This window comes from Pararcticibacter amylolyticus, assembly GCF_003130405.1.
GTDB classification, from domain to species: Bacteria; Bacteroidota; Bacteroidia; order Sphingobacteriales; family Sphingobacteriaceae; genus Arcticibacter; species Arcticibacter amylolyticus.
Genome location: NZ_QEAS01000015.1, coordinates 13,209 through 25,224, shown reverse-complemented (window position 1 = coordinate 25,224; position 12,016 = coordinate 13,209). Strand labels below are relative to the sequence as shown.

Genomic DNA, 12,016 nt, shown 5'->3' with positions numbered 1-12,016 from the left:
TCTATATCTTTGTATTACTTGTTGCTCTTTCGTTTCGTCTTAAGACAAACATGAAGTGTTTGTTTGCTGAGTAGTTTACCCAAGAGCCGGATTATTACTTAAACATTAATTTTGTGAGTTCATTAGAGGAGATTGAAGCTTTTTTGCAGGATTTCCGTGTGAAGTATAAAGTTTTTGATATTATTTTCCGGGATGGAAGGGAGAAAAATGCGGACACCCTTTTTAAATTAGATATTACCCGGGTTCAAAGGAGGGAGATTATTGAAGCAATTATTGCAACGGACTATGTTGAAGGGCCTCTGGACGATCGATTGTATGGCATTGCCAGCATGTGGGTATTTGGCAAAAGATATAAGCAAACTGAGTTATACATCAAGATTTCGTTAGGTGCCCCGAATTCAAATGTGATTTGTATTTCGTTTCATCAGGCAGAAAGAACAATGAGATATCCTTATAGACGACACTAAATGAAGAGTCCAATTACAGGTAAGGAAATGAAATTAACGCAGGAACAGGATGTTCTCACTTACCGGAAAGAAAAATTTAGCGTATCATATCATTTTTATTTATGTAAAGATTCAGGCGAACGTTTTACCGACGATGAGCTTGATGGGATAAATATGACCCAGGTATATAACCAATACCGTGAAAAATACAGGATTCCCTTTCCGGAAGAAATTGCCGGAATAAGAAGGAAGTATGGAATCTCAGCAGGAAAAATGTCGGAAATACTTGGGCTTGGTGCTAATACATGGCGTCTGTATGAGTCCGGGGAGATGCCGTCTGTTGCCAACGGCCGTTTAATCTTGTCCATAAAAGAGCCCGCTGAATTCCTGAAGCAGGTTGAAGCCAGCGAGCATCTGCTTGCGGTCAAAGAAGCGGAGAGAATTAAGGATGCTATTCGAAAGATCCAGGAGCACGAAAAAAAGAATCTCTGGGAAATGATGTTTGAGCAGAAGATATTCGATCATCGTGTCCCCGATGAATATACAGGTTACAAAGAGCCGGCATTGGATAAGATTGTTCAGGTGATAGCCTATTTTACCGGAAAAATGGACCTCTACAAAACCAAGCTGAACAAGCTGCTCTTTTACTGCGATTTCTGTTACTATAAAAAAGCCGGATATTCGATGACTGGCATTGCTTACCGGGCAATCAACTTTGGGCCGGTTCCCTCTGAATTCGATAAATTGTATATCAGGCTGGCGGACGACGAAAAAATAGAAATCAGCCAGCACGAGCTTGGGAATGGTAATTATGGCGAGGTGATCAGGTCGCTGACGCATTTCGACAAAGCTAATTTTAACGAAATGGAATTAAAGGTGTTAGCGGCCGTTTGTGAAACATTCAAAGACAAGTCAACCGACTATATTGTGAAGGTTAGCCACGAAGAGCCCGCCTGGAAGCAAAACCACACTGACAGAAGAATCATTAGTTATCAGAAGTATGCCTTCCAGACCGGGGGGGTAGTTTGTTAACACACGCACGCTACCTTCTTTACCCATTTCTCATCATCACTATTGGTCAACATTAGTACAGCGGTTCTTATTTATTAATCGAACAAAAGCCCATGCCGGCCAGTCCGGTTTTAATCCCGGCTTCGCCGGAATCGCCTATGCGCCGCGGCTTACCTCCGCTCTTTCCGGCGACCTAAAACTGGTGGTAGATGCTTCATCCGTGGAGCTCTTCGCCGACCAGGGATTAAGCGTCATGACCAGTTTATTTTTCCCCCGCAAACTATATCAGCAGTTGATCCTGAAAACGAGCAAGGGAACTGTGGTAAAACAGCTGGTCCTGACGCCGATGAAAACGATATGGTAAAAAGTTGTAATTTTGAGGAATTGCAGGCACAGGCGTTATAACGGCGATATCAGCTCCCCATTCCGATACAAGAAGTACCCAGTTTCGGGACTGGTTATATCTTATGTTACCCTTTACCCCTACTTTACTTTTACATGCTTCCTACCCAATGCATAGTAATTACACCATAAGTGCACCACGAGTGCACCTTTCTGTACAAAAAGGTGCACTCGTGGTGCACTTATGGTACACTTACCCTTCTTTCAGTACGACGAGTGCAGGGCATCGCCATACAAAACCCATACAATATTCAGGAACCAGTCTTAGAGCAAAGCAGAAGCTTTCCCAACTAAAGGCAACCTTCTCTTTCCTTTACCCATCGAAAGTCATCGCTATTGTCAACACACACCTCCCTCTCCCACAATCCACTTCTCAAACTCCTTCCTTACGTCCCGGCTTACCACCACCTTACCCGACACAGGCGGATCAAGCATCACCAGCAGCTTGCCTGACGGCTGGATCTTCTCATGTCCCTTATAAGCATGCCGGGCAATAATAAACTGGCGGTTCACCCTGAAAAACATCCGGGGATCAAGCAGATCCTGGAAGTGTTTCAAAGGCTCCGGAGTCAGCAGAAGCTCCTTGTTCGTCAATACAATTACCACGTCATCACGGTTCTTATAGAGATAGGCGACATCGGGTATAAGAACCTTAACCAGCCCATTCCCCCTTTCAACCAGGATATGATCCGCAAACACAGGTGCAACAGTCTTATCGCTTTGCAAACCGATAGCTATAAAATGCCACAATCCGAATACCAGGTTCAAACAGAAAACCATTAGCAGCACAACGAGTATCGAATACCTTGACGAAATGGCGATCCCGATCCGCACTTTCAACAAAACGACCGATATCCACACCACGCCAAAAGCAAATACCAGCGGCAGGATCATCCCCAGAAGAAACTGGAAGAGCAGGCGTTTTGAACGGTAGTTCTCCCAGGAATAACGGGAATCAAGAAAGGAGGTTGCCCATTGAATAATCTGGATCACCAGGTAAGAAATCCAGCCAATATTCAAGAAATGTATTCCGATAACCCAGAAATTGAGGTCTGCCCAGGCGCATCGGCAATAGAGAGGAAGCACAAGACATAAAGATACCAGGACTGTTAAAAGGATTTGCTGTTTGTCGTTCAGATAAGGCAATTCCTTCGTGGACCGATCACCCTCCGGGTTATGCATCAGAATGAAGACGATGATCAAAGTTAAAGAAAAGTTAATACTTTTTCTCAGCCCATTAAGATCACATTTAACCTTTAGTTTCACTTCACCCGGCTATTTCCTGCAATTCGCCCTGAAACCAGAGTTTCCTACAACAAAACACACCCTTTTCAACCTATTTTACCAAAAACAATCCCACCATGACAAAAACCTTCGCTCACCACTTCCCTTTTCCCGTCATTACCATCACAAATGCCGCTGAAGTTGCCCGGTTTGTAAAATTCAGGATCCGCTACGCAGAAGCAACAGGATATATTCACAACGCCTATTTCAGTATCGTCCAGCATTTCGCCTCCTCGAGCATCTGCATGGAGCTTTTCGAAACCTTTTCTAAAAGACCTTACAAGCATCAGATTATCGTGAAGGAAAAGGTACCGGTGCTGGCCATCGCCCTTCGCGGAAACATTTACGTAAACAGCCCGCAACGCCAGGCTACACAGCAACTTAAGGCAGGGCAATGCATTCTGGGCTTTGTATCGGCAGGCTCCTACAGTATACAGATACCCCGCAGTCATACACGGCTTCTGTTGATTGCCTGCCAGACTGAATGGTTCAAAGAACGCACCCGTCATTTCCCTGAAATCCAGTTGATGCAAAGCCGCCCCGGGATGCGCGGGATACGTCTCGCGGGCGTTGGCTCCTGCCCTCTCAGCTTCAGCATGCTGAGAACCATCATTCACCTCCTCTCGCTTCATCCAAACGCTGGCAGAGAAAAGCTATCCTCAGAAACCGGACAACTTATCACCAGCCTGCTGGAAGAATACAATAAGCTATGTCTCAACAAGAAAGAGCATATTTATGCCCGGCTCAACAAGATCAGCGATTATATCGGCAAAATCCTGAACGAAAAGAAACCAGTACCCTCTATCGCCGATATTGCTTCCAGGTTTGGCTTTTCAGAGCGCAGCCTGCAATACCACGTAAAGCAGGCAACCGGACTGACACCCAGTGAATTCATTAGTGACCTGAAGATGCGGGAAGCCCTCCGGTTGTTAAAAGAAACCGGCATGCAGGTACAGGAAGCAGCTCATCTCCTGGGGTATCAAACCGTTGCCGGTTTCCGTAAAGAGTTCAAAAAGAAGTACCGGCAAACACCGTCTCAATACCAGCGGAAAAGATACTCAAACGAACAGGACTAAGATCTCAAACTTTGCGCTTGCGCGATCACTATGCCCCCTGCTTTCCTGCGAACTTTATATCAGCATTTAACTTAAGAGCATGAAAGCAACGATACATTTCCAGAGGGCTGTCCCTTATTTCTTCCTGTTCCTGTTTGTCTATACCGCATTCGATAAACTCACAGACCATCATACATTCGAAAGAATACTATCGCACTCCGATCTCATCGGAAGTGCCGCCCCTTATATCTCCTGGCTGGTACCCCTAACGGAACTCATCATCACTGTTCTTCTTCTTTTCCCGCAAACGCAGGCAAAAGGCATCACAGCCTCCCTTGTCCTGATGCTCGGCTTCACCGCTTATATTCTTTATATGATTGCCAGCGGAAGCAAATTACCCTGTCACTGCGGCGGGGTTATTTCTCAGCTCACCTGGAAGCAGCATATCCTCTTCAACACTGGCTGCATCCTGCTGGCAACGGTAGCGCTGTATCCCCCGCTACTTTCATACGGAACTGTTAAAACGCGTTTATATAAGTTCACTCGTCCATTTATTCAATTCATTAAATCAAAAGCCATGAGGAAAATCATGTTTGGCCTGCTCGTAGCAGTTACGGCAGCAGGCGCCAGTGCATTTACAAATGCACCATCAAAAAGAGCCGGCATTCAGGCCGGGGTACTTTCGGTAGGATCAGACGCGGGAGGAACCTATTACAATGTGGAGCACTGGGGTACTACCCGCAGTTCCTGCGAAGAAACCTCCCCCTCAGATGTTTGTTCCTTCGATTTTAACAACGCCAGTCTTCCATCCAAGATCTACGCGTCAGACCCGAGGATCAACAATATGGTCACCGGAGCTACTTATCAGTAATGAGAGACCATTACATCGGGAAATGCGTTGAGCTCGATGCTCACCGCATTTCCTGTACTTACCGATCGACCCCCTCTTTCAACGCTTCCTTTATCTCCCGAATCAGGCTTTCCGCACCTCCCCTTCTCAATCTAATTTCGTCAGAAGTATAAATCTTCCCCGATCTGCCTATCAGCAAAGGCCTGGGAAAAGCCGCTACGCGGTAATGCTTCACGACCGGATGCCGGCTCCCCATCCCATCCGTGTAGAGATTAACAGCCCCGTTCCCCGTATATTTCTTTTCCGAAGTACCGGTTCCGTGGACGCTCTTCAACCACGTTAGCTTATCTTTATCAACCGAAATACTGACAAAGACTACGTCTTTATTCCCGCTAAAGTAATGTTCCACGGGCGACAGGACATCCCGGTAATACTGTGCACAGCCTGTACACCCCGTAAACCAGAAGTCAATAAATACCACCTTTCCTCTCAGGCTGTCCATTTCCAGATATTTCCCATTTTCATCAGGCAACGAAAACGGGAAAGCCCTGCTCCCCTTCTTCAGCGGAGTAAAAAGAGTGCCAAGCATCCTCACATACCCGCTATCCGCAATTTCCCTCATGATCCCGCTCCGGGTGGAGTCCTCCATGCTAAAAAGCTGGGTCTTTGCATAAACGGTCAGAATCTTGTCTTTTAACTGCCCGGTGTAATGTTGCACCACGAAAGAGGACAGATCTTCCGGCCTGTTTCCGGAACTGTTGAAGATGCGCGCCCGCTCCAGAAGATAAAGAGGATAATTCCGGGATAGATGCGATTCGGGGACCGTTAATGCAGGGTCTTCCATCAATACAGAATCCCTTTTTATCATGCCTGACCTGATCTTCGATGAGAGCACCCGTAAATCATAATACCCTTTCAAAGCAGCGGCATCAGCCTTAATTACCGCAAGAGCACGTGCGCTTATCTGCCCCTCAAAAGCCATGTTCGATAAACGTGCCAGATCAAACCTCCGTTGATACAGGCTGTCCTGTAAGCGATACCCGGCACCGCCCCTGCCCGAGAAACTTAAATCTCTTCCCTCTTCCGGCAGCGTGACGATGATGCTGTCGCCCGGTTCCGTAAAATATACCCTGACACCATTTCCAGCGCTTCCTCTAGCCGGATCATCCCATTGAAGAGCAACATAGCCCGTTGACAACAGCGTATCAGGCACTACAAATGAAAACTCACGCCCGGCCCTCCTGCTTACAGGCAGATCTATATGCGGCAATTCCGGATTGGAAAAAGGCACCACAGTAGTCGAAAAATAATCCGGGTAATAAGATACCCGAAACATGGTCTGCCCTAGAGCACTCCGCCCGTTTAAGGACACCAATAGCACAACTACAAAGAACACAGCCTTATACAAACAACTTCTTTTCATGGCCTACCTTTCATTTTGAGGCATGGGGTTCAGACTGATTTCATAATCCGGAACCGGCAGCACATACCTGGGGTCATCAGGAGGCAGAACGTATTCCGTATTTCCAACCTCCCTCTTTAAAGTGACGGCAAACCTGCTGTCCCTGTTCAGACGGCGCAGGTCTTCCCACCGTAGCTGTCCCGTCAGCGGGAGCTCCTTTTTTCTTTCCTCCAGAATCCGTGCGAGCACCGCTGTTGGATCTTGCGCGGTGAAAGGTTGAAAGCCGGCAGATTCGTACCGCTTAGCGAGCAGCAGGTTAAGATCAGCAAGCGCCTCAGTCACCCTGTTCATCCGGGCATAACACTCCGCGCGGATCAGCAGCACTTCATTCGTTGCCAAACCGCAAAAGATCTGCGTTGCCGCAGAATAACAACCCTTAAATACCGTGAGACTGCCGCTGCTGGTATAAAAGACCGCCCTTCTCAGATCCTTTGGCTCATATAATTGCAGCAGAGCTGCTGGAATTCCACTTCTGCTGCTATACCCGCGTACCGTTGCGTACTGAATGCCGGTAGCATAAAAAAGAATTTCAGTGTTTGCAGTCGCTGTCCTGATCAGCGGAGGAAACGGGAACCTGGCCGTTTTAGAGAGCAGATTAAAGTCGAGCAACTCAAACCCACCGGCTAAAACTTTGTCTGCGCTGAAAAATGCGTCATCGTACCGCTCCATAGCAAGAAATACCTTCGACAGCAGGGCAAGTGCAGCTGGCCGCGCCGGCCGTGTCACCAGATCCGTTCTTTCAGGCAAAAGCGGGACAGCCGTCGCCAGGTCAGACACGATTTGCTTATAAGTATCCGCCACGCTCGCCCTTCCTCCTCCCACATTCACATCGGCAACCAGCCTGAGCGGCAAACCCGGATCGCTTGCTGCACTTTCCTCCCTGTATGGTTTGCAGAACAACTGCGCAAGGCTATAATAAGCTATCGCCCGGAAGAAAAGAGCAGAACCCCGTACTTTGTCGTACAACAACGGCGAAGCATCTCTCTGCTCCTTCCTGTCCGCCAGCCCGTCGAGGACAATATTAGCCGCAGCAACCATTTTATAAGGATTATTCCAGTCGGTGATCTGCGGGTAATTCCTGTAAACATCCTTTTCCCACAGATAAGCATTCTTTTCCCTTTCAGTAATGAGGTTCAAAGAGTTCTGGTCTCCGATATACTGAACATCCGTTCCAATCAGGCCCATCACCGGGTATCCGGCGTTCATCACCTGGTCATTATCCAGTATCGCCTGATAATCTTCAAGGGTAGAAGGAATGATCAGCGCTTTGTTGTTACTCACGTCAAGCCACTCATTTTGCTTACAGGCCACATCAGCAAACAGGCTTACCACGACGATAAAGCCCCATAATGATCTTTTGATATACATATTCAATCCAGTTAGAAATTTAAAGCCCCATTTTGATTCCGAATGAAACAGACTTTGACGCCGGAAGACTTGTCCCCGGAGCATCAGGGTCAAGCCCCCTGTTGTTCGCCCGCCAGACAATACCCAGGTTACTGGCAAAGACATACACCTGTAGCTGACGGAAGGGATTCCGCTTTTTTACTGAAGGAAACTGATAGCTGAGACGCACATCCTGCAAGCGGATGTTATCGGCCTTTTCCACCAGTACTTCCGAATAGGCGTAGAAATTATTCCGGTTGGCGTCGCGCACATAGCCGACAGAAGGAACCGAAGTCACCTGCTCGTCACCCGGTTTTTGCCATCGGAGCACGTAGTCGGCATGCCCTCCTGTAGAGATCACATCCTGGAAACTGAGCGCGGCAGAAGATCTCCTGAAATAGTATCCACCTTTATAGGCAAGGTTTACAGAAAGGGAAAACCCTCCCGCCGAGAAGTCGTTACGCCAGGCAGCCATCGTTGTGGGCCTGGCAGAACCGTGATACACCAGGCTGTCAGGATTAAAATTATTCACAATGCCAGGATAATCTTCACTAACCGCACCGCCCAGGTATCCCCTTGGATTGCCGTTTTCCGGATCAAGCCCCGCCCACCTGTAGCTGTATACCCCGAAAAGAGATTTACCCACCAGGGCTACGGCGTTCGTCTGGATACTGGCAGATGTCTGTTGCCGGTAGTATTGCAGCACTTTATCCCTGATGGTGCTCAGAAGAAGCGTATTATCCCATTTCACCGGGCCCCGCAAGATGCGGCTTTTAAGCGACAGGTCTACCCCTTTGGTAAGAGTAGCAGCATAGTTTCCAATGAACGACAAAAAGCCAGAGGAGGCAGCCAGGGGAATATCATCAATCAGGTCTTCGGCCTTCTTACTAAACCATTCAAACGTGCCCGAAATTCTCCCCCCGGTGGTTTCGAAATCCATTCCCAGGTTTATGTTGCGTACCTTTTCCCATCTCAACTCAGGGTTAGGAGCAGTAAGGCTGGATAACACAGGTGCTCCCGTCAGAGAGCTTACCGTGTAATACCCAGAAATAAACGCCGAACCATTGTAAGCATTCCCGTTATACCCATAAGTAGCTCTCAATTTCAGATAAGGAAAGAGAGCCGATCTGTAAAAAGCCTCATTGCTGACGTTCCACCCCAGTCCCGCCGACCATAAGGGAACAAACTTGTTGTTCGTTTTCACTCCAAAAATATTCGAGCCGTCCTTCCGGGCACTGGCGGTCACTACATAACGGTTATCATAAGAATAAGCCAGGTTGGCAAAGCCAGACAAGAATCGGTTGGTGGTACCTGCGATATCTCCCGGCGGAGCAGGAACATATCCCCCGTAGCCCGCATTTGTGGTGTAATAAGTCTGATAATCCAGGTTCATCACAGAGGTGCCATGTTCCTTATCGTACCCGTAGGAAGTACGCATGGCCACTTCCCCCTTTGTTTGTCTCCATTCAGCGCCGGCAAGTGCAGTAAGAGCGTGTTTGCCGGCAATCACCTGGTCATAGTTTATCTGCGCCCTGAAATTACCGGAGATCATCTCGTCTGATTTCCGGTTCAGGATGCCATTCTTCGGAACCGGGTAACTGAGAGCCCCCGTCTGTGGGTTAAACTGCGAAAACTGATTGATCAGGTCGCGGGCATACCACGACTGCAAACCATAATAATCGGAGGCCAGCGACGTTTGTCTTTCGTTCTGATAGCTTACTTCCCCTTTCAGGCTTTCGATAAACCGGTAAGTTACACTGGTTTTCAACAGTAAGTCATACTGCTTCACCGAATTATCCGCTGCATCCAGCTCATCCAGCGGCGAATAACGCCAGTCGAGAAAACCCAAACTGACCGTACTGTCTGTATAGGCTGTGCTGAGCTTCTTTGCTATGTCCAGGTATTTCCCCTCTGCATCTGCGAGACGGGCGTACGGGTACATCCCGTCGTAACTGCTGCCTCCGATAAAATAACTGCTGCTGCCCCACATCATTGTGTTGTTGCTTTCCCTGGCGATATTCGAGTAGAGAATGCCCGTGCTGACGTCGAGATTTTTTGCTGCATTCCAGCTGTTTTGCCAGTTCGCTGAAAACCGCTCGTACCCGTTTCGCTTCAGGTCAGTTTTCACCTTGTCAAATCCCAGGTTCATGGCGTATGACAAACTGCCGCCCCCGCCCCTTGCCGAAAGCGCATACTGTTGGTTGAGGGATGCCTGGTATACATACTTTTCTATATCCTTTCTTACATCATAGCCCTTTAACGCAGCAATCTCGGCCTCTGCCTGCTCAGAGCTTATTTTTCCTGTCCGCGCCTGTTCTCTGATGCTTACGAAAGGGGTTACTGCAGGGTATAAGAATGTATTATTCACGTCTCCCGCCAGATATCCCCTGCTGTAAAGGCTGTCTTCAGCCGAAATGTAGGCTGCTGATTCCAGAAAGCTTTTATCGCTGTATAAATCCGGCTTCGCGCCGATGGTGGTATTTGCACTGATATCCACCTGCATCCGCTGGTTCAGTTTCCCTTTTTTGGTGGTAATCACAATCACTCCATTTCCCGCACGTGCTCCCCAGATAGAGGCCGCAGCAGCATCCTTCAGTACGCTGACCGACTCCACTATATCCGGATTCAGGGCATTTATGTCGCCTTCAAAGGGGAAGTTATCCACCACGATCAGCGGATCTTTGCTTACCAGGCTGGAGAGTGTACTTTGTCCCCTGATGTTGATCCCCAGCTTGTTCATGGGATTTGCCGATACGTAAGAATCGGGAAGTGTATACGACGAATTCAGCGATCCTCCGGTTCCATTAAAGAAGATACCACTTGCCATACCGTCTAGCCGGGTAAGTATATCAGTTGAAGTTCTCCGGTTAAACAACGCACTGTCCACCTGCACAAAGCTACCAGTTGCCCTTTCCTTCGGAAGCTGCTGGTAGCCGGTGCTGACAACCGCGACTTCTTCCAGTTGGTTGGCGTCGGGAGAAAGAGTGATGACGATGTCTGTCTGCGAGGCTTGCAGCTTGAGTTCTTTTGACTGGTAGCCGATGAAGGAGACAATCAGGAGGGCATTGGGGGGAATGTTCCGGAAAGAGAAGTACCCCTCCTTCCCTGCGGACGTAGCAAGCGTGGTGCCTTTTATCTTGATGAGTGCTCCGGTAAGGGGATCACCTTTTTCGTCGGTAACTCTTCCTTTGATGGAGTAACCCGTCTGCGCGTAGGTGCTGACGATGGCCATCAGGGAGAAGAGGATGATCATCAGGATGTAAAAGGCGAGCAGATACTGGCCGAGAAGCTTCTCGGGTGAGGCTGGCTCTTTTGGGACGGGGATTTCCGCCTGCTGTTTGTGTTGTTTCGATTTTTGTTTTAAAAAGGGCAATAGAAGTCCCTGTACTCGGATTTTGAGCATTTTTTGATTAATGATTAGAGGATTAAGAAAATGAGGAAGGCCGGACGGCCGGATTCGTTAGGGGGAAAAGGTTAGGGTCATACGGGAGGGCAGATCAATAAGTCCCAGGAAGTAATGATATGGCTAAGCATGGCTGTCGCCTCCCTCCTGCTGGGATTTCTCCGCTTCGCTGGTATACTTATAAATATCGGATAGAAGGGTATCGAGGTTTTCGTAGAAAATCATGAGTTCGCTTCGCTGCTTGCGGGACAGGGAACCGAACTCTCCGGTCACGGCGCAACGGACGATTTTCCAGAGGTACTCTCTGCTGTAGATTTCGTCGTAGTTGAGGATGAACTCACTGAATGGGGTCATTGGATGGATACCTCCTTTCTAGATAAATTGATTAGGCTTTGTTGGCTTGAGAAGATACACTTGAATGATTGTTTTTTCATTTCGCTCTATCGTTTTCGCTTTTGAACAAGACTAAGAGGAAATGACTAATAATGATGGGTATCCTCTTGCATACTTAGAAGCCTGTAGGAGGGCTGAACATGCTAGCAAGAGGGCCCATCATTATTAATTGGACAAAAATAATGAATGGGCATCTATCTCCTGCAACTTGCATGTTCAGAAAGTTTCCTACATTTTCTAAGCAAGTGTCAGTATCCAAATGCCATGGATAATATTCTAATAAATCTTATCTAAATACTTTGTCTTTTTTCTTTTTATAAAACA

Annotated in this window: 10 protein-coding genes; 5 read left to right on the top strand and 5 right to left on the bottom strand. The window is 47.9% G+C overall.

Annotation, left to right across the window (positions count from 1 at the left end):
• Window positions 1-113: 113 nt before the first annotated feature.
• Genes DDR33_RS17400 through DDR33_RS26990 form a run of 3 tightly spaced genes read left to right on the top strand, consistent with a single transcriptional unit; the run spans window position 114 to window position 1,821 of the window.
• The gene (locus tag DDR33_RS17400) at window positions 114-467 is read left to right on the top strand and encodes a toxin (RefSeq protein ID WP_109417085.1); all 354 of its coding nucleotides are present in this window, start codon (window positions 114-116) and stop codon (window positions 465-467) included.
• Window positions 468-1,478, top strand: a complete 1,011-nt coding sequence (locus tag DDR33_RS17395) for a type II toxin-antitoxin system antitoxin SocA domain-containing protein (protein ID WP_109417084.1) — start codon at window positions 468-470, stop codon at window positions 1,476-1,478.
• Between the two features lie 25 nt (window positions 1,479-1,503).
• Window positions 1,504-1,821: a GH32 C-terminal domain-containing protein gene (locus DDR33_RS26990; protein ID WP_109417083.1), complete on the top strand. Its 318-nt coding sequence runs from the start codon at window positions 1,504-1,506 to the stop codon at window positions 1,819-1,821.
• A gap of 377 nt (window positions 1,822-2,198) precedes the next feature.
• Here DDR33_RS26990 and DDR33_RS17385 read toward each other — a convergent pair whose 3' ends face one another.
• Entirely contained in the window at window positions 2,199-3,125 is a 927-nt protein-coding gene (locus DDR33_RS17385) for a LytR/AlgR family response regulator transcription factor (RefSeq protein ID WP_109417082.1), read from the bottom strand.
• Window positions 3,126-3,220: 95 nt separating this feature from the next.
• Here DDR33_RS17385 and DDR33_RS17380 point away from each other — a divergent pair, with 95 nt between their 5' ends.
• Both DDR33_RS17380 and DDR33_RS17375 read left to right on the top strand, forming a co-directional pair.
• Window positions 3,221-4,219 (top strand): AraC family transcriptional regulator, encoded by a 999-nt coding sequence (locus DDR33_RS17380; RefSeq protein ID WP_109417081.1) that lies wholly within the window; start codon window positions 3,221-3,223, stop codon window positions 4,217-4,219.
• Between the two features lie 79 nt (window positions 4,220-4,298).
• Window positions 4,299-5,069, top strand: coding sequence for a MauE/DoxX family redox-associated membrane protein (locus DDR33_RS17375; RefSeq protein WP_109417080.1), 771 nt, complete (start codon window positions 4,299-4,301; stop codon window positions 5,067-5,069).
• Between the two features lie 58 nt (window positions 5,070-5,127).
• Here DDR33_RS17375 and DDR33_RS17370 read toward each other — a convergent pair whose 3' ends face one another.
• From DDR33_RS17370 to DDR33_RS17355, 4 genes are all read right to left on the bottom strand, one after another.
• Entirely contained in the window at window positions 5,128-6,471 is a 1,344-nt protein-coding gene (locus tag DDR33_RS17370; RefSeq protein WP_109417079.1) for a TlpA family protein disulfide reductase, read from the bottom strand.
• Between the two features lie 3 nt (window positions 6,472-6,474).
• The gene (locus DDR33_RS17365) at window positions 6,475-7,878 is read right to left on the bottom strand and encodes a RagB/SusD family nutrient uptake outer membrane protein (protein WP_158280785.1); all 1,404 of its coding nucleotides are present in this window, start codon (window positions 7,876-7,878) and stop codon (window positions 6,475-6,477) included.
• A gap of 19 nt (window positions 7,879-7,897) precedes the next feature.
• Window positions 7,898-11,299, bottom strand: a complete 3,402-nt coding sequence (locus DDR33_RS17360) for a SusC/RagA family TonB-linked outer membrane protein (protein ID WP_109417077.1) — start codon at window positions 11,297-11,299, stop codon at window positions 7,898-7,900.
• 123 nt (window positions 11,300-11,422) lie between these two features.
• Window positions 11,423-11,653 (bottom strand): hypothetical protein, encoded by a 231-nt coding sequence (locus DDR33_RS17355; RefSeq protein ID WP_109417076.1) that lies wholly within the window; start codon window positions 11,651-11,653, stop codon window positions 11,423-11,425.
• Window positions 11,654-12,016 lie beyond the last annotated feature (363 nt).

What these genes read in the sequence shown, in the direction of transcription:
- DDR33_RS17365 (WP_158280785.1), bottom strand. Translation starts at nt 7,878, where the DNA reads ATGTATATCAAAAGATCATTATGGGGCTTTATCGTCGTGGTAAGCCTG.
- DDR33_RS17380 (WP_109417081.1), top strand. Translation starts at nt 3,221, where the DNA reads ATGACAAAAACCTTCGCTCACCACTTCCCTTTTCCCGTCATTACCATC.
- DDR33_RS17370 (WP_109417079.1), bottom strand. Translation starts at nt 6,471, where the DNA reads ATGAAAAGAAGTTGTTTGTATAAGGCTGTGTTCTTTGTAGTTGTGCTA.
- DDR33_RS17375 (WP_109417080.1), top strand. Translation starts at nt 4,299, where the DNA reads ATGAAAGCAACGATACATTTCCAGAGGGCTGTCCCTTATTTCTTCCTG.
- DDR33_RS17355 (WP_109417076.1), bottom strand. Translation starts at nt 11,653, where the DNA reads ATGACCCCATTCAGTGAGTTCATCCTCAACTACGACGAAATCTACAGC.
- DDR33_RS17360 (WP_109417077.1), bottom strand. Translation starts at nt 11,299, where the DNA reads ATGCTCAAAATCCGAGTACAGGGACTTCTATTGCCCTTTTTAAAACAA.
- DDR33_RS17395 (WP_109417084.1), top strand. Translation starts at nt 468, where the DNA reads ATGAAGAGTCCAATTACAGGTAAGGAAATGAAATTAACGCAGGAACAG.